Raw genomic sequence first — 20,149 nt, 5'->3', positions numbered from 1 at the left:
GCGCCTCCGACTCCTAAACTATTTGTAATATGTTCCATATCCAAATTTTGTATGCGCCTGTGAAACGTACACGGATCAAAACGAAAAAAAAGCCCAAGCCGATAGCTTGAGCTTTCCGGATCGGGCACTGCCGCTTATTCGTCGCAGGCGGTTCCTTGCACCATCCCACGGGTACGGCTTGTCGCTTGGATCGCGAGATAGACCAACAGGAACCCACCCATAAATCCGGCGGAATATCTGTACATCATCGCATAGTCGGTCATCGAGGCGATGGCGCCCAGAATGACGGCGCCTACGGCTACGCCCAAATCCGTCGAATTATAAAACATGCTGTTAGCTGATCCATATTGCTCGGGCGTGCAGGTACGCAGCATCCAGGCCTGAATGGTCGGCTGAATCGCCCCGAAGCCCAAACCGTACAGCAAAGCCGAACTTATCAGCATCGGCATCGATCTTGCAAAGGATAATACCAGCATGCTCGCAACGACGATCAATGCCGCCGGGATCAGCACGGCAGCATGGCCGCGCGAGTCAAAGATCCGGCCGGAAATCGGGCGAACGATAACGACGGTGACGGCGTTGAACAGGAAAAACAACCCGACCTGCTCCAAATGGACAGATTCGCCGTACAACGCGATAAAACTCAACAGCCCGCTGTACGTTATCGATAATAATACGTTTAGAGAGGCCGGAAACAGCAGCAGCCGATTAAACGGAGGGCGTGTTGGCGCTTTGGCTTTGGGGGTATCGGCGTCAGACCTCGGCTTTCCAGCCGTCACCTTGGCCGGACGTCTAACGCGAGGTAGCGCCCGGCTCAACAGCAGCAGCGGGATCAGCAGCAGCACGGCCGCCGCGCCTGCAATCGTCAGCGTACCGAAGCCCAACTGCCGCATCACGTTCAAGCCGATCATCGGCCCGACCGACATGGCCAGGCTGCTCGACAAACCGAAATACCCGATCCCTTCCCCCATGCGCGGCAGCGGAATGATTCGCGATACCAGCGTCGGCAAAATCGTGCTGCCGATACCGAAACCGATCCCGTACCCGGCCCGGACCGCCAGCAAACCGGCCACAGAACCAGCCTCGCCATTAAGCGCGGTCATGGCCCCGGCTATGACCAGGCCGGCGAATAGCAGCGAATTCGGGGACACTCTTCGCAGCAGCGCAGCGGCGAGAAATCGGGTAAGGATCGCCGATGCGGCGAATACGCTGGTGACCAGGCTCACCTCCAGGTCACTGGCGGAAAATTCATTTTTAACGTAGGACGAAAACGACGACAGCAGCATATGCAAATTCAAAAACAACAAAAAAGCAGAGATCGTCAAAGAAATAAACGATCTCGTCCAAAGCCGGTTCGATTCATGTTGTCGTGTCATCTTACCTCTCCTGTTTCCGATATTATCCATTATGAAGGGTCAAGGTCCGTTTGATCGCTAAGGTGCTTATTGATCCGTTGAAGCAGTTCCAACAGCTTCCCGTATTCGTCCGGGCTCATGATCCGCTTCACTTCCTCGGTAACCCCTTGCTCGATTGGCTCCGTTTCCCGGATTAACGCTTGGCCCCGCTCCGTGCTGTAGACGAGAAAAGACCTTCGATCCTGCTTCCCCGTTTGCTTGCGCACCAGTCCCTTGTTCTCCAAGAGATCGATAATGCGGGTCGTCGTCGGCTTGTCTTTCCCCGTTCGGTCGGCAATATCCTTCTGGATCAATCCATCCGCTTGATCGATTTGATTCAGAACCGACCACTGCTCAGGCGTGATATCGAAGCTCTTCAGCCGATGCTGCAGCAAGGAAGCGATTTTCCGGTAAGCCACGCCCATGATAAAACCAACGGCCAAGTCGGATTGCGGTTCAGCCGCCATGACATTCGCCATCCCCTCTACAATTAGTTGTCTTTGCAATTATATGATAGTCAACTAGTAATGTCAAACCAACCGATGACTATTTTGTCACCCGGTTGGGTAATCATCTTTTCCCATCCGCGCCGGCGAGAATACACTACCTTAAAACGACTTGAAGGGGAACTGCATCTATGAAAACAGCCCGGCACCCGCGCCACATCGGCAGTAAATGGAGAAAAAACGAAGCTTTGGTGCAAAACAGAGAGCTGCGGGCCCACCTCCCGGAATCACGCAGGTTCAGCCGCGAAAATCTCCTGCATATGCTGATGAAATTCAAGATGGTTTACGTTAAGCCGGTCAACGGCACGTGGGGAAACGGCGTGATGCGGGTCGAACTTAAACCGAGCGTGCGCGGAGGAATGTACCAATATCAGCTCGACAAAACCATTCGTACCTTCTATAACTTCGATGAGCTCCACGCCTCCATCCGGAAGCACAAGCTGAAGGGGCGATATCTGGTTCAACAAGGCATTGATTTGCTTAAGTACAATAACAGCCGGTTTGATTTGCGGGTCATGGTACAGCGCTCCCCGCAAAAAACGTGGAAAACGACCGGGATCATCGGCAGGCTGGCCCACCCTAAAAAAATCGTGACCAACTATCACAGCGACGGAAAGCTGGTGCCTGCGGATAAGCTGTTATCTCCCCATCTGAAGGAGCAGCGGATCAAGCCGTATCTGGGCATGCTACAGGAATTCGGCGAGGACATCGCCAACCACCTGAAGAAGAGTTTCCCCGGCATCCGGGAAATCGGCGTGGATGTCGCGATCGACCAAAAGCTGCGCCCTTGGATTCTGGAGGTCAATACCTCGCCGGACCCGTATATCTTCCGCAAACTCAAGGACAAGAGCGTCTTCCGCACCGTCATGCAATACGCCCGGGCCAGCGGGAAATTCAAGCGGAAATAATCCCGGGATCCAAAAAACGGACGGTTCCCCTGCCACTTAGGCATGGGCTTCCGTCCGTTTTGCAGGTTTGCGATTCGTTAGGACACATACTGCTTGTAGATTCCCGCCAGCTTGTTGGCCGTTTGCTTCCAGCCGAAACGTTCCACGGCATCCTGTCTCGCCCGGCGGGACATCTTCGCAGCCAGCTCGCGGTTTCGGGCCAGTTGCAGAATCCACTTGGCGTGTTCCTCAGGCCTGTGATATCCGTCCACCAGATACCCGTTCGAGCCATGCTTGACGATTTCCCCGATCCCGCCAATATTGGAAGCAATGACGGGAAGGCCCGAGGCCATCGCCTCCACGTTCACGAGTCCGAACGCTTCATGTTCTTGAGATGGACAAGCAAAACAGTCCGCCTCTCGGAACCGGCGATGGATGGAACGGTGTGGGACTTTGCCGGTAAAGCGGACCGGCACCCGCTTCGAGCGCGCCAATCTTCTCAGTTGCCGCATATAGCCGGGCTGGCCGCCGCCGACGACGGTAAGGCTGGCCGCACCGTATTCCTGGCGCACGAGGCTCATCGCCCGGATCAATACCGGCACGCCTTTGCGGGGAATGACCCGACCGGCGAACAGCACCCGAAATGGCCCTGAGCGCGAAAGCCTCCCGGCTGCCGGCATAAACCGCCCGGTATCGACGCCGAGATGCACTTTGTGGATTTTTCCCGCCTGACGGGGAAACCGCTGGGACAAGCTGGCTTTCAACGCTTCGCTGTTGGCGATGATCAGATCGGCCATGCCGAGGCTGTCGGTTACCCGGGCCGTCGGTTTGACGAAGGTCAAGGAATGCAGGAACAGCGATACCGGGGTGTGAGGAAAAGCTGCCTTGATTTTCGCCATATAATACGGACGGTTATCAACCTGGATCAGATCGTAGTGCCGCCCTTTGATATAACGCAACACGGATGATATATACCTGCTTGAACTGCCGGTAGCCACACGGACGATCTTCAAATTGCCCATCCGGCTTACGCGCGGCAGGCGTCGGGCCATGCGGCTGACCAACGTCACCGTATGATGGCTGGCGGCCAACTGTCTGGCGACAGCCAGCATGCAGATCTCCACCGAGCCGTTGCCGGGAACCGGAATTTGCTCGGGCGCAACCATTAAGATGTTCATATGCCCCTCCTTACGCAAATAGCTATGTCTATTCACCATATGCGCAAAAGGAGCCGCTCGCATCCGGGTATACGCCCTATGTCGTCAAGTGACGCGAAACGTCCCTGTACCGAAGGCGCATATTTCGCCTTGGTCCAGACGGGCATAGGCGATCGTCGTCACCGATTTGCGCGAAACGTGGACCAGCTCGGCGGTGACGCAAATCCTTCCCCGCTCGGCTTTGGCTACGTAATTCATGTTCAGATTGGTCGTTACGACGCTGGCCTCGGGTTTGGCGATCATGGCCAGTAGCCCCATCGCCGAATCGATGAGCGTCGCATGCACGCCCCCATGGACGATGCCGATCAAATTGAGATGATGCGGCTTGATGTCGAGGGTCATCTCCACCCGGCGCCCGTTCGCCTCCTCCACACAGCAGCCCAAATGATCGACGAACGAACCGACCGCAGCTTGATTCCATCGCTCCAGCCGCTGCTGCAGCTTCTCTGAATCCGCTTTCACTTTTCTCGTCCTCCTTATCCTCGTTTCGCCGCCCTGATCCCTCTGAACATCAATTAGCTCAGCCTTTATTTCTCGTCCGCCCGATCGCAGCGCTCCGCTTCCTCTTCAATCAGCTTGCGGCGGAGTACTTTACCGGCCAACGTTTTGGGCAGGCTGTCGCGAAATTCATAGATTTTCGGCACTTTATAGGCTGCCAGCTTCTCCTTGCACCAGCGTTTGATATCCTCGGCGTCAGGGGCTGCCCCTTCCTTCGGTACGATATAGGCCTTGACGGTCTCGCCCCGATAGGGATCGTAAATGCCGGCCACGATCGCCTCCTCGACGTCCGGATGCTCGAATAACACTTCCTCGACCTCCCGGGGGTAAATATTATAGCCTCCGGCGATGATCAGATCCTTGCGCCGGTCCAAAATATAAAAGAAGCCGTCTGCGTCCATCCTTCCCAAATCGCCGGTCAGCAGCCAACCGTCGCGCAGCGTTTTATACGTCTCCTCCGGCCGGTTCCAATAACCCCGCATCACCTGGGGGCCGCGCACGGCGAGTTCGCCGAGTTCGCCGACCGGCACTTCATCCAGCGTGTCCGGCTGCACGATCATGGCTTCCGTATCCGGGAACGGAATGCCGATCGAGCCGGTTTTCCGCTTCTCCCAGATGTTGTTGGCGTGGGTCACCGGCGATGCTTCGGTCAGGCCGTAGCCTTCGATCAGCTTGCCGCCTGTCATCTCCTCGAACCGGGTCTGCACCTCCAGCGGCAGCGGCGCGGCTCCGCTGACGCAGACGTTGATCGATGACAAATCGTATCCCGCGATGTCCTTATGGTTGATAATCGCCACGTACATCGTCGGCGCCCCGGGAAACACACTTGGTTTCTGGCGATGAATCTTCTGCAGCACTTGATCGATGTCGAACCGAGGCAGCAGCAACAAGGTGCCGCCTAAGGCAACCGCTTGATTCAGCAGCACCGTCATGCCGAACACATGAAAGAAAGGCAGGGCCGCCAAATACTTCTCCCGGCCCAACCGCGAGCGACAGAACCAAAGCTGGTTTTGGATCGTGTTGGCCACCAGGTTCATGTGCGTCAGCATAACGCCTTTTGCAAAGCCCGTCGTCCCGCCGGTATACTGCAGCAGCGCCAAATCCTGCTCGGGATCGATCTCGGCCCTGTAGGGCCCGGGACTTGCGTCGGCGAGAAAATCCGGGAAAGAGAACAACCGGTCATTATATTTCAAATGAGCAAGCATGCCGTCCTTTTTCGCTTTAATTGGATACAACACGTTTTTCGGAAAAGGCAAATAATCCTGGATTGAAGTGGCCACGATGTAATCCAACGGACGCTGCTTCGTCGCCGTTCTTACTCGCTCGACCAACGGATCGATCGTGACCATGAGGCGCGCGCCGGCATCGCTGAGCTGATGCTCCAGCTCCCGCGGCATATACAGCGGATTGGTCATGACCGCAATGCCGCCCATGAGCAGCGTACCGTAATAGGCGATTACCGCCTGCGGGCAGTTCGGCAGCATAATCGCCACCCGGTCGCCCTTGCGAATGCCCAGCTTCAGCAGGGCATTCGCAAACCGGTTCGTTTGTTCCAGCAGGGACCGATACGTGATTTTCTTTCCCATGAACTCCAGAGCCGTGACAGCGGGATATTTTTCGGCGGAGATTTCCAGAAAATGCGCAAGATTATGCTTTGGATAATCATAGGTTGGCGGTACTTCAGCGGGATATGACTTGAGCCAGGGTTTGTTCGCCATTCGCCTTGCCTCCCAACCTCGCAATTTACAAAACGTACTTCTCCGCCTCGATCGCCTTGGCGGCGATTTGCCGTTTTAATGACAGCGTATTCACGGCCGTTCGCTTTGTCAATTTCTTTAATACGGACAAATGGGTGCGCAGCGTATCTCCCGACTCCATGTAACTAAGCGCTTCCTTCGCCCAGGCTTCGATTCTGCCGAACTCCTCGTGAATAAAGGCCGTGGCCATGGCGATATAAAGCGAGGCTTTGCTTTCGCCGGCGCGGGCGATGTGCTTCTGCGTCCGCAGCAGCGCGCTTTCCATCGCAAAGATGGCGATCATCATATCGGCCAGATGGCTGAGCACTTCCTGCTCCTGCTCCAGCTTCAACTGATAGTTCTGTACGGCTCCGGCTCCGGCCATGAGGAAGATTTTCTTGGACATGGCCAGCAAATGAGCTTCCTCCTCCAGCGTCCCCTCGAACGTCCGGCTCGGCATCGGCTCCATGAGCTCGGTTTGCAGCGCCTTGGCGGCGGGCAGCAAAGCCAGTTCCCCTTTCATCGCCCGTTTGACGAGACTTCCCGGGATGAGCAGGCGATTGATTTCGTTCGTGCCTTCAAAGATCCGGTTGATCCGTGAATCGCGATAGATACGCTCGATCCGGTACTCCTGCGTAAAGCCGTAGCCGCCGTGGATTTGTACGCCTTCGTCCGCGACGAAATCCAGCGCCTCCGAGCCGAACACCTTATTGATCGAGCACTCCAGCTGATATTCGGCGATGGCCTTGGCCGACCGGTAGCCGACGTCGCCGCCGCCGTGATCCACGTCGGCCAATCCGACGTCGAACAGCCCGGCCGTGCGGTACACCATGCTTTCCAGCACGAAGGTGCGCGTGTTCATTTCGGCCAGCTTCTTGCCGATCAACGGGAAAGCGGATATTTTCTGACCGAACTGGGTGCGCTCGTTCGCGTATTTGGCCGCATATTCGATGGCGTCCTTGGAGGAGCCAAGGCAACCCGCAGCCAGTTTGAAACGGCCGATGTTCAGGATGTTGAAGGCGATCAAATGACCTTTTCCAACCTCCCACAGCAGGTTTTCCGCGGGAACCTTCACGTCCTCAAGAATGAGCGGGCAGGTCGACGAGCCCTTGATGCCCATCTTCTTCTCCTCCGGTCCGATACTGACGCCCGGCATGGTACGCTCGACGATAAACGTGCTGAAATCGGTTCCGTTGACCTTGGCGTAGACGATAAACACGTCGGCAAAACCGGCGTTCGTAATGAATTGCTTGGTTCCGTTCAAAATATAGTGTTCCCCGTCGTCCGACAGCACCGCCGTCGTCTTCGCTCCCAGCGCGTCGGAGCCGGAGGAAGGCTCGGTGAGGCAGTAGGCCGCCAACAGCTCGCCCGCTGCCAGCTTCGGCAAATACTTGCGTTTCTGCGCCTCGGTCCCGAAATACACGATCGGCAGCGTCCCGATTCCGACATGGGCCCCGGCGGACAAGGCGAACGAGGACGCCTTGGTCAGCTTCTCGCTGATCAACGTCGTGCTGACCTTATCCAGCCCCATGCCGCCGTAGGCTTCGGGAACGTCGGCCCCCAACAGGCCGACCTCGCCGGATTTGCGCAGCAGTTCGGCGGTCAACTCATAGTTCAAGTGTTCGATCTCCTCGTCCCGGGGGAGGATCTCCGTTCTGACGAATTCCTCCGTCATTTCGGCGATCATGCGCTGCTCTTCGCTGAAATCCTCCGGCGTGACAACCCGGCGGAAATCCACGTCCTGGATGACGAAGCTGCCGCCTGTGATTTTGTCCATCGTTTCTTTGCTCATGCGATTCTCTCCTTCTTCAAATTAATTCATGGGATGAACTTCAAACACGCCGGCTGCGCCCATCCCGCCGCCGATGCACATCGAGACGACTCCGTAGCCCCCGCCGCGGCGGCGCAGCTCGTGGATCAGCGTGGCCGACAGCTTCGTGCCCGTGCAGCCGAGCGGATGCCCGAGCGCGATCGCGCCGCCGTTGACATTGACCTTCTCTTCGTCGATATCGAGCTCACGGACAATGTACAGGCACTGGGAAGCAAACGCCTCGTTGATTTCGAACAGATCGACGTCGGCCAACGTAATGCCGGCCGCGGACAGCGCCTTCGGAATCGCCTTGACCGGTCCGACGCCCATCAGCTCCGGTTCCACGCCGGCAACCGCAAACGAGCGGAACGTCGCCAGCGGCGCGAGGCCAAGCGCATCGGCCTTCTCCCGGCTCATGACGACGACCGCGGCCGCCCCGTCGCTCATCTGCGAGGCGTTGCCCGCCGTGACGGTACCGCCCCGCTTGAAGCCCGGCGCAAGCTTCGCCAGCGCTTCCAGCGTCGTGTCGCCGCGCACGCCTTCGTCGGTATCGAAAACGAACCGTTGCACGTTCGGCTTTCCGCGCTCATCCAAGCTGCGCAGTTCTGCCTCGAACGGCACGATCTCCTCTTTGAACTTGCCTTCGGCTATCGCTTGGGCCGCCTTTCGGTGCGAGTTCAGGGCAAAGCGGTCCTGATCCTCGCGGGAGATGGCGAAGCGCTCGGCGACGCGTTCCGCCGTATGGCCCATGGCCATGTACACCTCCGGCATCTCGGCCACGATCCGCGGATTCGGCGACACCTTGAAGCCGGTCATCGGTACATGGCTCATGCTCTCCACGCCTCCGGCGATCAGCACGTCGGCCTGCCCGAGCATGATTCGTTCCGCCGCGAAGGCGATCGCCTGCAGTCCGGAGGAGCAAAAGCGGTTGATCGTCAGCGCCGGTACGGTCACCGGAAACCCGGCGTAAAGCGCCATGATTCGGGCGAAATTTAACCCCTGCTCGCCCTCCGGCATCGCGCAGCCGATCATGATGTCCCCGACGTCCGCTTTCGTTAAGCCGGGAGCCCGTTCGATCGCCGCCTCCAGCACGATTTTGCCCAAATCATCGGCGCGCGTCTGCGTCAGGCTGCCCTTTTTGGCTTTGCCTACCGCCGTGCGAGCCGTGGATACAATCACAGCTTCATTCATGTGAACCCATCCTCCTCCGTTTCTTAATTGCGCAGCGGTTTGCCTTTGCTCAGCATGTGCTGCATGCGCTGCCGGGTTTTCGGCTCCCCGCACAAGCTAAGGAACGCTTCGCGCTCCAGATCGAGCATGTATGGCTCGGTTACGTACGTTCCCGCAGGCACGTCGCCGCCGGCCAGCACATGCGCAAGCTTATTTGCGATCAGCAGATCATGGTCGCTGATGTATCCGCCCTCGCGCATACCTAGCGCGCCGAGTTGCAGCACGGCTTTGCCTTCGGAACCGACGACGCGGAGCTTCGTTTCGGGAATCGGCTCATAGCCGCTGCCCGCCATGCGCAGAACGGCCTGCTTCGCTTCGTAAATCGTATGGTCCGGGTGCAAGACGATCCGGTCGGCCGGTTTAAGCAGCCCTAGCCGTTTGGCGTCGTGGCCGCTGCTCGAAACCTTGGCCGTGCCGACGGTTTCGAAGATCTTGTTGATGTACGGCTGCAGGTCGGCTTCGGCCGGCATTGCCTGCCGGCTGGCCCGCAGCGCCAGTTCCTTGCAGCCGCCGCCCGCCGGGATCAGGCCGACGCCTACCTCGACGAGACCGTAGTACGTCTCGGCGGAAGCGATCACTTGGTCGGCCGGCATGCAGGCCTCCACGCCGCCCCCGAGCGTCATGCGGTGCGGCGCGGCGATCACCGGCTTCTCGAACCGCTTCAGCCGGTACATCGTGTTCTGGAACAGGCGGATGATGTCGTCGATTTCATCCCATTCCTCGTCCTGCGCTTCCATCAGCAGCAGCATGAGATTAGCTCCGACGCAGAAGTTGCGTCCCTGATTGGCGATCACCAGACCGGCGAAATTGCTGCGCACCTCCTCCATGCTCTGCGAAATCATCTGCAAAATATCGGCCCCGATCGCGTTGTTCGGCGAATGGAATTCGAGGCACGCCACCCCGTCGCCGAGATCGATCAGGCTCGCGCCGCTGTTGCTCCGCACGACCTTGTTCTGCGCCTTCAGATCGCGGAGCGAGATCACTTCCGGCGGTTGCTCAACGGGTGCATATCCGCCAGAGGCGGCCTGGAACAGAGAACCGTCGTCTTTTTTGTAGAAGGAAGCGTTGCCATGCGCGACCCATTCTTTAACCCAGGCCGGAACCTCCAGCCCTTCGGCTTCCATCTTCTCCACCGAACGAACCAGCCCGATGGCGTCCCACGTTTCGAACGGCCCCAGCTCCCAGTTGAAGCCCCATTTCATCGCCTCGTCGATCTCCCGGATGCTGTCCGCGATTTCCCCCAGCTTGGCGGCCGAATAGATCAGCACCTGCTTGAGCACATCCCAGGCCAGCTGCGAATACCGGTCCTGTGCGCCAAGCAGCGCCTTCGTTTTGGCGGCGGCGCCTTTGGCCAGCTTGGCGGCTTCCAGCGAGGCGGAGGCAACTTTGCGTTGGGGCCCGTATTCCATGGTTGGCAGGTTCAGAGACAGGATTTCGCTGCCCTGCTCTCCTTTGATTTTCCGGTAAAAGCCCTGGCCGCTTTTCTCGCCCAACCACCCCCGGGTTACCATGTCCTTGAGCGACGCCGGCGCCGCAAACACTTGTTTCTCCGCCTCATCCGCCACATTGGCGAACACGTTGTCGGCCACGTGCAGGAACGTGTCGAGGCCAACCAGATCCAGCGTCCGGAACGTGGCGCTTTTCGGCCGGCCCATCGCCGGACCGGTGACCGCATCCACCTCTTCGACCCCGTAGCCCTTCTCCGCCATCTCGCGCAGCGTGACCAACAGCCCAAAGGTGCCGATGCGGTTGGCGATGAAGTTCGGCGTGTCTTTGGCGAGCACCACCGTCTTCCCAAGCGTCCGTTCGCAGAACCGGCTTAACCCTGTGATCAGTTCCCCATCCGTCGTTTCCCCAGGGATGATCTCCAGCAGCTTCATGTACCGGGGCGGATTGAAAAAGTGCGTGCCGAGAAAATGCTTGCGGAATGCGTCGGACCGGCCTTCCGCCATCGCATTGATCGAAATGCCGGAGGTGTTGGAGCTGACGATCGTCCCCGGCTTCCAATGCTGCTCCACCCGGGCCAGCAGCTGCCGCTTGACCTCCAGGTTTTCGACGACGACCTCGATCACCCAATCGACGTCCGCGATGAGCGCCAGGTGATCCTCCAGGTTCCCCGGCGTGATTCGCTCGGCAAAAGCGTTGTCGTAAAGCGGCGCGGGTTTCGTTTTGGCCAGCCCGGCGATCGCCGCCGTCGCCAGCCGGTTGCGCACGGCCGGATGGTCCGGACCGTAGCCTTTGGCCGCCTCCGCGTCCGTCGGTTGGTTCGGGACGATATCGAGCAGCAGGCAGGATATCCCCGCGTTGGCGAGCTGAGCGGCTATGCCGGACCCCATGATCCCGGAGCCGATGACGGCCGCTTTCCGGATCGGTTTGTTCATCTTGTTCTACCTCCCATCAATTCGTTGGCATTATGAGATTAATGCGGGACTCGGCTGAGCCGCTTGTTCCCCAAAGATCGACAGCTCCAGGATCTCGGCGATATCCCTCGCTTTGACCCGGCCGTCCGCTTCCTTCATTTTCGTGCCATCCTCCAGCATCGTCAGGCAGTAAGGGCAAGCGCTGCTGATCACGCTGGGACGGACTTCGAGCGCTTGCTCGGTGCGGGCCAGATTGACCCGCTTGCCGGCCGATTCCTCCATCCACATCATGCCGCCGCCGGCGCCGCAGCACATGCCGTTTTCCCGCGACCGGGCCATTTCGACGAGCTCCACGCCGGGTACGGCCCGCAGCACGTTGCGCGGCGCGTCGTAAACGTCGTTATACCTGCCCAAATAGCAGGAATCGTGGTACGTGATCCGCTCGTCGATCCGATGCCGCGGGCGAAGCCGGCCTTCGCGGATCAACTCGTCAAGCAACTGCGAATGATGAAGCACCTCCACCCCCTCAAGACCGAATTCGGGATATTCGTTTTTCAACGTATTAAACGTGTGCGGACAGGCAGTGACGATTTTCTTCACGCCGTACCGCTGAAACGCGGCGATGTTCTCCCGGCACAACTGCTGGAACAACAGCTCGTTGCCCATGCGTCGCGGGGTATCACCGGAGTTTTTCTCCTCGTTGCCCAGGATCGCGTAATCGACGCCCGCTTCGCCGAGCAACCGAACGAACGCCCGCGTGATTTTGCGGCTGCGCAGGTCGTAGGAGCCCATCGAACCGACGAAGAACAAATATTCGAAGGCCGGATTGTCTTTGACCGTCGGTACCCGGAGCCCATCAAGCTCGCCGGTCCAGGCCGCCCGGTCGCTGCGGCTGATGCCCCATGGATTACCCTGGCGTTCGATGTTTTGCATCGCCCGCTGGCCTTCCGCCGGCACGCTGCCCTGCATCAACACGAGGTGTCGGCGCAAATCGATGATTTTGTCGACGTGCTCGTTGCCGACCGGGCATTGATCCTCGCAGTTGCAGCAGGTGGTGCAAGCCCAGATTTCCTCCTCCGTCATGACGTCGCCGATCAGCTCGAGTTCGGCCGCGTTCTTGCCGGACGCCGCCTGCCAGGACGTCTTCTGCCAATTCAGCGTGGGGCGGATGTCGGTGATCCCGGCCGATCCGGCCCAGTCGGGTCCGGCGGTTGCAACGCCGGCCGCCACTGCGTGCACGCCAGGGGCCTGGAATAGATAGGACGGCACCCACGGCGATTTGCCGGTGACCGCAATGCCTTTGTCGGTCAAATGATCGCGCAGCTTCGTGATCAAATGCATCGGCGACAGCGCTTTGCCGGTGCTCGCCGCCGGACAGACGCTGGTGCAACGGCCGCATTCCACGCAGGCATAGAAATCAAGCATCTGCTTCTGCGTGAAATCCTCGATTTGGCCGGTGCCGAAGCTTTCCGCTTCTTCGTCCTCCAGATCGAGGCTTTGCAAACGGCCTTTCGGAGCCCGGCGGCGCAGCCAGATATTGATCGGCGCGGTGATGAGATGGAAATGCTTCGACTGAGGTACGTATACGAGGAAGGAGAGCAGGATCAGCAGGTGCAGCCACCAGAATACGTAAAAGAAGGCCTCCGCCCACGCGGCGGACAATCCTTGGCCGGCAACGGCAATCGCCGACGAAATCGGGGCATACCAGGAGAATTCGAGCCCCATCCAGCTTCGTTCAAAGCCCAGCGACAGCAAAACCGAAAACATCAGCGAGTAAATGAAGATCACGACGATGCCGGGCTTCCAGCCTTTTTTCAGCCGGGGCAGCTTCTCGACGTAACGGCGATAGGCGGCATAGCCCATGGCGAGCAAAATCGCCGCCGCGGTGAACTCCTGGAACCACCCGAACAGCTCGTAAGCCGGCAGCGGCAGATGGCCGCCGCGCGACAGCCCCTTGACGATCAGATCGATCGCGCCGAATTGCAGCACGATGAACCCGTAAAACACGACGATGTGCATCAGGCCGCTTTTGCGATCCTTGAACAGCTTCTTCTGCCCAAACACCTGGGACCAGAATTCCCCTTGGCTCCCCCGGCTTCCCTTACGGAAGTCGACCGGCCTGCCCAGCCGCAAATAGAGGTAACGCCGGAAAACGGCTTGATAGAACAAATAGACGGCATATCCCGTGACCGCTGCGAACAACAAGGCATTAAGCGTGAGCCAAAGCCAGACCATGTTTTGTTTTCACCTGTCCTTTCTATAACTGGCGATTTCGATAAATACACTCGATAATGGAGCAAGTTCGGCTGTCCGTGGACAACCTTTGGTAAGCGTTTACATTCTGCGTTTTAATTAAAATCTTAAGGAATTCCATATTGACAACCGGTGCGGTTTCCCCTAAGATTAAGAAAAATGAATGACGATTCATTCAGTTGTTTTAAATTTTAGCATTGAGGTGGCCCGATGACAAGTAGGAAACAGGAAAAATTTGAAATGATTTTGGATGCGGCGGAAAAAGTCATTGCGGAGAACGGATTTCACGGTTCCCAGGTGTCTAAAATCGCCAAGGAGGCAGGTGTCGCGGACGGTACGATATATCTATATTTCAAAAATAAGGAAGATATCCTTATCTCCCTTTTTCAGGACCGGCTGGGCAAGCTCGTCGAGCTGTTCCATCAAAGCATCCGCGAAACGAGCACGGCCGAAGAAGCGCTCCGCAAAGTGTGCGAAATCCATTTCACCCAGCTGGAGCAAAACGTCCATCTGGCTTACGTGACGCAAATCGAGCTGCGGCAAAGCTCCCTTGAGCTGCGCAAAGCCATCGGTTTGTCGGTAAAGCCCTATATTACGCTGATCGAGCATATTCTAAAGCGAGGAATCGAGGAAGGCTCGTTCCGTGCCGACCTGGATACGAAGCTGACCCGTCAGCTGATTTTCGGGGCGCTGGACGAGGTCGTGACCTCCTGGCTGATCTCCGGGATGAAGTATTCCATGTCCGGGCAGGTGGAGAATACGGTCGATTTTTTCCTGCGCGCATTAAAGAAATAATTAACTTTGAAAGGAGCTGGCCAGCATGAACGTGTTTGTGATCCTGAAGCAAACCTTCGATACGGAGGAAAAAATCGTCATTCAGGACGGTAAAATCAGCGAGGACGGCGTAAAGTTCGTGATCAATCCTTATGACGAGTACGCCGTCGAGGAGGCTTTGCGCGTCAAAGAAGAGCACGGAGGTACGGTGACGGCGGTGTCCGTCGGTCCGGGGAGGTCCGCGGAGGCGCTGCGGTCGGCGCTGGCGATGGGGGCGGACGAAGCCGTCCTGATCGCTTCGGAGGGCATTGACGCCGATGAATACGGGGTCTCGCGCTTGCTCGCCGCCTTCCTGCAAGAACAGAGCTATGACCTGATCCTGGGCGGCAACTTCTCGGTGGATAGCGGAGGCGGCCAAGTCGCGATCCGGCTTGCCAAACTGCTCTCCCTTCCCCATGTCTCGGCGATTACCAAGCTGAGCATAAACGGTTCTCAGGCCACGGCAGTCCGCGATGCCGAAGGGGACGGCGAAACGCTGGAGGTGCAGCTTCCGGCCGTCTTCACCGCGCAGCAGGGGCTGAACGATCCGCGATATCCTTCCTTGCCCGGCATCATGAAAGCGAAGAAGAAACCGTTCCGCGAGCTGGCTCCCGCCGATTTGGGGCTCGGCGAAGACGACGTCACCGCCAAAACGCGGCAAACCGGCCTTTCGCTGCCTCCGGCCCGCCAAGCCGGGAAGCTGCTGTCGGGTACGCCGGCGGAACAGGCGGCCGAGTTAGTCAGGCTGCTCCGTACCGAAGCGAAAGCGATCTAATAGAGGGATTGAAACGTTAATTCAAAAGATCATCTAAATTCAAGGAGGGATTATTCATGGGCAAAACTTACGTTGTCGTAGCCGAGACGAAAGACGGAAAACTGCGGCAGGTTACTTTGGAAGCGCTTCAAGCGGCAGTCGCGATACGGACGGACGGCGATGCGCTTGCGGCGGTGCTGATCGGCCATTCCACGGCAGACGCCTCCGCGGAGCTGGCTCGTTATGTGGACGGCGGTCAGGTGTTGGTTCTGGATCATCCCGATTTGAGCTCGTACCAGCCGGAGCTTTATTTTGCGGCGGTGACGCAAGCCTTGGCGGTGCTGCCGCCGGAACCGCAGCTGGTCCTGCTCGGGCATACGGGAATCGGACGGGATCTTGCGCCGCAAATCGCCGCCCACCTCGGCTGCGGGCAAATCTCCGACGTGACCGCCATCGTCCAAGATGGCGACGACGTGCTGTTCACGCGGCCGCTTTATGCCGGCAAAGCCTTCGAGCAAAAGCGGCTCGCGGATGCAACCGGCGTCGTGACGGTCCGGCCGAACAACCTTCCTCCGGCCTCGCCGGCCGCCGCGCCGGGCCTGGTCGTGCCGCTGGAGTTCGCCCCGCCGCAGTCGCTGCGCACAGTGCTGAAGGACGTGGTTCGCAAGGTGTCCGGCAAAGTCGATTTGACCGAAGCGAAAATCGTCGTGTCGGGCGGCCGCGGCGTGAAAAGCGCCGAAGGCTTCAAGGTGCTGGAGGAGTTGGCCGACTGCCTCCAGGGCGCCGTCGGCGCCTCGCGCGGCGCCTGCGATGCCGGCTATTGCGACTATGCGCTGCAAATCGGCCAAACCGGCAAAGTGGTCACGCCGGAAATCTACATCGCTTGCGGCATCAGCGGCGCGATTCAGCACCTGGCCGGCATGAGCCAATCGCGCATCATCGTCGCGATCAACAAAGATCCGGAGGCGCCGATCTTCAAGGTCGCCGATTACGGCATCGTCGGCGATCTGTTCGAAGTCGTTCCCTTGCTGACGGAGCAATTTAAAGAGGTGCTGGCTTAGCCGTGAAGATATCCCGCTTCAGGGGATCGTCCTGCGGCGGACGAACCAACCTTAATCAGAACGGCGGTGCAAGGGTACGCCTGCATCGCCGTTTCCTGTTTTATCCGATTTGCCGGTTTGAAACTTGAGCTTGGGGTATTGGGCGGGAAATGCGACCGATGCGTGATTATGGGGGAAGTTCCTGTTACTTCAGCATATTGAAAAAGGAACGGAGGACTTTCGCAAATACGCCCGTTGATTTCGAGCATTGGCGGTAGCGGAAGCTTGGGGTCGGATCTGCCACGTACCACGCTTCGTTGAGCCGTTTTCGCGGTTGATGGAATTGGCTCAATTCTCGTTCCCTGCGGTAAAATTCTTCGGCACTCATCGTAGCAACCTCCTATCGGTAAAGGCTCTATGGCCTTTTTGTTTGTTGTCTCCATTATCTGCTTCAAAAACAGGAAGAAAAAGTGTACACTATTCCAAAGGATCTTCCCCTTTTGACTCATCGGGAATGAGATTGGATACCTGGGAGGTGGAAAGCGATGTTGACCGCAGAACGCTATATGGCGCTGATGAATCATTACTCCGGCCCCGATATGGCGGAGCCGCGCGAGGTGGAGGTGGCATTGGAGGATTTGGCTCGTCTGTTTCACTGTACTGAACGGAACGTCAAGCTGATCATCCGCAAATTGCAGGAGGAGGGCTTGATCGAATGGTCCCCCGGCCGCGGCCGGGGGCATCGTTCGCGGCTGATCTTCCGGGCGGGACGGGAAACCTTCTTGACGGAGCTGGCGCAGCGGCTGGCGGAAAAAGGGGAATACCGGGCGGCATTCGAGTTCCTGCACCAGCACGAGGAGGATAAAGGCGCGCTCGAGCGGTTTATCCAATGGCTGAACAATCAGTTCGGCGCGGAGCAGCTGGCCGCGGGACAAAGCTGCAGGGACATTTTCCGCCTGCCCGTCTACAAGGCGCCGCTTACGCTGGATCCGGCGGATCTCTTCTACGGTTTCGATTCTCATCTGGTCCGGCAAATCTTTGACCGTCTCGTTCAATACGATCAGGCGCAAGGCCAGGTGACCGGCATGATCGCCCATTGCTGGGAGCCTAACGACGCGGGAACCGAGTGGACGTTTCATTTGCGCAAAGGCATCCGCTTTCATCACGGCAAAGAGCTCACCGCCGAGGACGTCGTTTTCACCTATTCCCGGCTGCGGGAGCAATCGACGAACAGCTGGCTGATGGCATCCGTGCTGCGGATCGAAGCGCTTGACCCGAGAACGGTCGTCTTCTCGCTGCGCCAGCCGAATTGGCTGCTGCCCCGCCTGCTCTGCTCTTCCTGCGCTTCGATCCTTCCCGCCGACCTGCTCGGCAAGGATGGATCGGCGTTTTGGCGGCTTCCGAGCGGCACCGGCCCCTTCCGGCTGACGCATTGGAGCGCCAATCGGATGGAGTTGGAGGTGCATGCCGGTTATTTTCTCGGCAGGCCGTATTTGGACGGCGTGACGCTTGTCTTTTTGCCGGACGAAATTCCGAATTCCTCGAAGCTGAAATGGGAGCAGTTGATCGTAAACGATTCGCGCGTCCCGGCCCGGGCCGGGGACGACTGGAAGCGGATCGAAACGCTGAGCCGGGGCTGCACCCTAATCTCGTGGAACCGTAACCGGCCCGGGCCGCACCAATCGCTGGCCTTCCGGCAAGCGATCAACCTGGTGATCGACCGCCCCGGCATGATCCGGTATTCGGGCAAATCCGGATATCCGGCGCGCTGCTTCCAGCCGACCGAAGATACGGCGCTGGGGATCCACCGCCACGATCCGGCGGCCGCCAAGCAACTGCTCGAGGAATCGGGTTATTCGGGCGCGCCGATCCGCCTGGCGGCCCATCACTACGATCGCGAGGATGCCGAATGGATTCGAAAGCAATGCGGCTCGATCGGCATTCCGGTGGATATCGTCTATCAGAATAAAACCGACATGGCGAAAAAAACAGCCGCGCGGGAAACGGATGCGGTCTTAATGTGTCTCGTGTTCGCCGAGGACGAGGTCTGTGAGCTGGAAAGCTACATGCAGGAAGACAGCATTATCCGGCTGCACATGCCTCCCGAGCTGACAAGATGGGTGTTCCGCACCGTGGACGAGGTCTATGCATCAGCCATGCCAGAAAGGCGCAGAGCCCTGCTGCAGCAGATCGAGTTCCGGCTGCAGGAGGAAGCGCAGGTGACGTTCCTCATGCACTGCATGCTAAACACTTACGTCCACCCGTCGATTCGGGGGCTGGCGATCAACAATCTCGGCTGGATGGACTTCAAGGACATTTGGCTGACCTCCGCCCCGACGGCGGGTTAACAGCGCAAAAAAAGAGGGCCCCAAAAAGAGAGCCCTGCAAAAGCCTCGTTATTTAAGGTATCGGGGCTCGGAACTGGAAAATAAATTCGATAAAACGGAAAAAGCAGCTTCATCCTCACCCGAGGATGGGCTGCTTTTGCTCTTTTAACTTCACCATCCGTTTTACGTTTACCACAAACGCGGTGAGGTAGGCTTGTATTCGCATGCGGAAGAGACCCCGGTACCTGGCTGTATCCATACCGTGGAATCTCTTCATTTCCGCGTTCTTGTGTTAAATGATCGGTCTGCGCTTGATTCGTTCCTTGAACGTATCACTGAGTTCGAACTCGATCTGTTTCTTATAGTGTTCGGCGATGATTCGAATCGAGTAAGTCTTGCTCTTGGCGCCCGGCTTGTAGCATCCTTCGCGCAGCGGACAGGTTTTGCATTTCTCGACGTCAAAGTAAAAGACGAGTGATCGGCTCTCTCCGCTGGTCTTGCTGCCTTGAATCGCCTTGCGTCTGCTTCGCTCACCGGCCGGACAAACAACGAAATCGGCATCCTTGTTATATTCGAACCCTTCCTGACGCTCGCCCCCTTCGTGGACAATCGGGTTTAAGGGCACGACAGGCGATATGGTTTCCTTTTTCATTCTCGCCAGATTATCCTTGCCGGAATAAGCGGTATCCGCTATGATTTCGTTTACGGTTACGCCGTTTGCTGTGGTTTGTTCGAGCAATGCCGGTAATTGTTTGCCGTCGTCGGTGCTTCCCGGTGTTACCTCCAGCGCGGTAATGATCTCTTCTTCCGTCATGGCGATATGTTCTTTGTAGCCAAAGAACGATTTCGAACTACTCTTCCAGCCGAAACGTTTATCCGGATTGATGGCGGAGAGAATCCCCTTGTGAGAGAGTAATCGCTCATCCTCGATGATTTGTTTGGCGATGCCCAGTTTCTCGCTCACCGCTCCTTCATGGTCCGGAAGCAGTTCCTCCACGGTCTCTCCCAACTGTGCCAAGTAGCTCAGCATGGTTTTCTCCGCTTCCGCATCTTCACTTTTAACGGAGGGCAGCTTAGGTAGTTTCTTCTCCAACTTGGGGTGGCGTTTGACTACGACGCGAAACAGACGCTTGGCCGCGTCACGCAGCACTTCGAACGGCTTTTGTTTTTGGCTGCCGGCCAGTGTATGCGTGGCATCCATGATGATGGTTTTGCTTTTGACTAAGCCTTGCTTGATGCATTGACTAACCACATGCTTCAGTACGTCTTCGACCTGACTTGCTCCTAGCCGGTGATTACGGAACCGCGACAGCTGGGAGGCGTC

The 20,149-nt window shown here is 57.9% G+C and carries 15 protein-coding genes and 1 pseudogene; 5 read left to right on the top strand and 11 right to left on the bottom strand.

The features are described from left to right. Positions 1 to 134: 134 nt before the first annotated feature. A complete protein-coding gene (locus ACQ4N8_RS18105) occupies positions 135 to 1,376 on the bottom strand; it encodes an MFS transporter (protein WP_430705756.1) in 1,242 nt (413 codons plus the stop codon). A 29-nt stretch (positions 1,377 to 1,405) separates the two neighbouring features. Further along, a complete protein-coding gene (locus ACQ4N8_RS18100) occupies positions 1,406 to 1,861 on the bottom strand; it encodes a MarR family winged helix-turn-helix transcriptional regulator (protein ID WP_430705755.1) in 456 nt (151 codons plus the stop codon). A 170-nt stretch (positions 1,862 to 2,031) separates the two neighbouring features. On the opposite strand from ACQ4N8_RS18100, the gene ACQ4N8_RS18095 reads away from it, so the two are divergent. Next, positions 2,032 to 2,808 (top strand): YheC/YheD family protein, encoded by a 777-nt coding sequence (locus ACQ4N8_RS18095; protein WP_430705754.1) that lies wholly within the window; start codon positions 2,032 to 2,034, stop codon positions 2,806 to 2,808. Between the two features lie 77 nt (positions 2,809 to 2,885). On the opposite strand, the gene ACQ4N8_RS18090 is transcribed toward ACQ4N8_RS18095, so the two are convergent. The 7 genes from ACQ4N8_RS18090 to ACQ4N8_RS18060 form a co-directional block, all read right to left on the bottom strand. After that, positions 2,886 to 3,965, bottom strand: coding sequence for a glycosyltransferase family 4 protein (locus ACQ4N8_RS18090; protein WP_430705753.1), 1,080 nt, complete (start codon positions 3,963 to 3,965; stop codon positions 2,886 to 2,888). Positions 3,966 to 4,049: 84 nt separating this feature from the next. Continuing rightward, positions 4,050 to 4,466 (bottom strand): PaaI family thioesterase, encoded by a 417-nt coding sequence (locus tag ACQ4N8_RS18085; RefSeq protein ID WP_430705752.1) that lies wholly within the window; start codon positions 4,464 to 4,466, stop codon positions 4,050 to 4,052. Positions 4,467 to 4,531: 65 nt separating this feature from the next. Continuing rightward, the gene (locus ACQ4N8_RS18080) at positions 4,532 to 6,220 is read right to left on the bottom strand and encodes a long-chain-fatty-acid--CoA ligase (RefSeq protein ID WP_430705751.1); all 1,689 of its coding nucleotides are present in this window, start codon (positions 6,218 to 6,220) and stop codon (positions 4,532 to 4,534) included. A 25-nt stretch (positions 6,221 to 6,245) separates the two neighbouring features. Next, entirely contained in the window at positions 6,246 to 8,030 is a 1,785-nt protein-coding gene (locus ACQ4N8_RS18075) for an acyl-CoA dehydrogenase family protein (protein ID WP_430705750.1), read from the bottom strand. Between the two features lie 21 nt (positions 8,031 to 8,051). Further along, positions 8,052 to 9,239 (bottom strand): acetyl-CoA C-acyltransferase, encoded by a 1,188-nt coding sequence (locus ACQ4N8_RS18070; RefSeq protein ID WP_430705749.1) that lies wholly within the window; start codon positions 9,237 to 9,239, stop codon positions 8,052 to 8,054. Between the two features lie 23 nt (positions 9,240 to 9,262). After that, on the bottom strand, positions 9,263 to 11,659 hold the full coding sequence (locus ACQ4N8_RS18065; RefSeq protein WP_430705748.1) for a 3-hydroxyacyl-CoA dehydrogenase NAD-binding domain-containing protein: 2,397 nt from the start codon (positions 11,657 to 11,659) through the stop codon (positions 9,263 to 9,265). 30 nt (positions 11,660 to 11,689) lie between these two features. Continuing rightward, the gene (locus tag ACQ4N8_RS18060) at positions 11,690 to 13,873 is read right to left on the bottom strand and encodes a (Fe-S)-binding protein (RefSeq protein ID WP_430705747.1); all 2,184 of its coding nucleotides are present in this window, start codon (positions 13,871 to 13,873) and stop codon (positions 11,690 to 11,692) included. Between the two features lie 228 nt (positions 13,874 to 14,101). Between ACQ4N8_RS18060 and ACQ4N8_RS18055 the strand changes: the two genes are divergently transcribed. From ACQ4N8_RS18055 to ACQ4N8_RS18045, 3 genes are read left to right on the top strand one after another with little or no spacing between them, the layout of a single operon-like run. After that, positions 14,102 to 14,686 carry a TetR/AcrR family transcriptional regulator gene (locus tag ACQ4N8_RS18055; RefSeq protein ID WP_430705746.1) on the top strand — a complete coding sequence of 195 codons (585 nt, stop codon included), beginning with the start codon at positions 14,102 to 14,104 and terminating at the stop codon, positions 14,684 to 14,686. A gap of 25 nt (positions 14,687 to 14,711) precedes the next feature. After that, positions 14,712 to 15,479 (top strand): electron transfer flavoprotein subunit beta/FixA family protein, encoded by a 768-nt coding sequence (locus ACQ4N8_RS18050; protein ID WP_430705745.1) that lies wholly within the window; start codon positions 14,712 to 14,714, stop codon positions 15,477 to 15,479. A 56-nt stretch (positions 15,480 to 15,535) separates the two neighbouring features. Further along, a complete protein-coding gene (locus ACQ4N8_RS18045) occupies positions 15,536 to 16,519 on the top strand; it encodes an electron transfer flavoprotein subunit alpha/FixB family protein (protein ID WP_430705744.1) in 984 nt (327 codons plus the stop codon). Between the two features lie 184 nt (positions 16,520 to 16,703). Here the strand turns inward: ACQ4N8_RS18045 and ACQ4N8_RS18040 are convergent, their stop codons facing one another. Then, on the bottom strand, positions 16,704 to 16,886 hold the full coding sequence (locus ACQ4N8_RS18040) for a hypothetical protein (RefSeq protein WP_430705743.1): 183 nt from the start codon (positions 16,884 to 16,886) through the stop codon (positions 16,704 to 16,706). A 157-nt stretch (positions 16,887 to 17,043) separates the two neighbouring features. Here ACQ4N8_RS18040 and ACQ4N8_RS18035 point away from each other — a divergent pair, with 157 nt between their 5' ends. Then, entirely contained in the window at positions 17,044 to 18,846 is a 1,803-nt protein-coding gene (locus tag ACQ4N8_RS18035) for an ABC transporter substrate-binding protein (protein WP_430705742.1), read from the top strand. Positions 18,847 to 18,961: 115 nt separating this feature from the next. On the opposite strand, the pseudogene ACQ4N8_RS18030 reads toward ACQ4N8_RS18035, so the two are convergent. Beyond that, positions 18,962 to 20,149, bottom strand: a pseudogene (locus ACQ4N8_RS18030) (transposase); the annotation flags it as partial.

Origin of the sequence: Paenibacillus macerans (genome assembly GCF_050565405.1) — a bacterium.
Classification (GTDB): Bacteria; Bacillota; Bacilli; order Paenibacillales; family Paenibacillaceae; genus Fontibacillus; species Fontibacillus macerans_B.
This window is presented reverse-complemented; position numbering and strand designations above follow the sequence as displayed.

Coding starts and splice junctions, on each gene's coding strand:
- ACQ4N8_RS18095 (WP_430705754.1), top strand. CDS start 2,032: ATGAAAACAGCCCGGCACCCGCGCCACATCGGCAGTAAATGGAGAAAA.
- ACQ4N8_RS18050 (WP_430705745.1), top strand. CDS start 14,712: ATGAACGTGTTTGTGATCCTGAAGCAAACCTTCGATACGGAGGAAAAA.
- ACQ4N8_RS18100 (WP_430705755.1), bottom strand. CDS start 1,861: ATGGCGGCTGAACCGCAATCCGACTTGGCCGTTGGTTTTATCATGGGC.
- ACQ4N8_RS18080 (WP_430705751.1), bottom strand. CDS start 6,220: ATGGCGAACAAACCCTGGCTCAAGTCATATCCCGCTGAAGTACCGCCA.
- ACQ4N8_RS18070 (WP_430705749.1), bottom strand. CDS start 9,239: ATGAATGAAGCTGTGATTGTATCCACGGCTCGCACGGCGGTAGGCAAA.
- ACQ4N8_RS18045 (WP_430705744.1), top strand. CDS start 15,536: ATGGGCAAAACTTACGTTGTCGTAGCCGAGACGAAAGACGGAAAACTG.
- ACQ4N8_RS18060 (WP_430705747.1), bottom strand. CDS start 13,873: ATGGTCTGGCTTTGGCTCACGCTTAATGCCTTGTTGTTCGCAGCGGTC.
- ACQ4N8_RS18105 (WP_430705756.1), bottom strand. CDS start 1,376: ATGACACGACAACATGAATCGAACCGGCTTTGGACGAGATCGTTTATT.
- ACQ4N8_RS18090 (WP_430705753.1), bottom strand. CDS start 3,965: ATGAACATCTTAATGGTTGCGCCCGAGCAAATTCCGGTTCCCGGCAAC.
- ACQ4N8_RS18040 (WP_430705743.1), bottom strand. CDS start 16,886: ATGAGTGCCGAAGAATTTTACCGCAGGGAACGAGAATTGAGCCAATTC.
- ACQ4N8_RS18055 (WP_430705746.1), top strand. CDS start 14,102: ATGACAAGTAGGAAACAGGAAAAATTTGAAATGATTTTGGATGCGGCG.
- ACQ4N8_RS18035 (WP_430705742.1), top strand. CDS start 17,044: ATGTTGACCGCAGAACGCTATATGGCGCTGATGAATCATTACTCCGGC.
- ACQ4N8_RS18075 (WP_430705750.1), bottom strand. CDS start 8,030: ATGAGCAAAGAAACGATGGACAAAATCACAGGCGGCAGCTTCGTCATC.
- ACQ4N8_RS18065 (WP_430705748.1), bottom strand. CDS start 11,659: ATGAACAAACCGATCCGGAAAGCGGCCGTCATCGGCTCCGGGATCATG.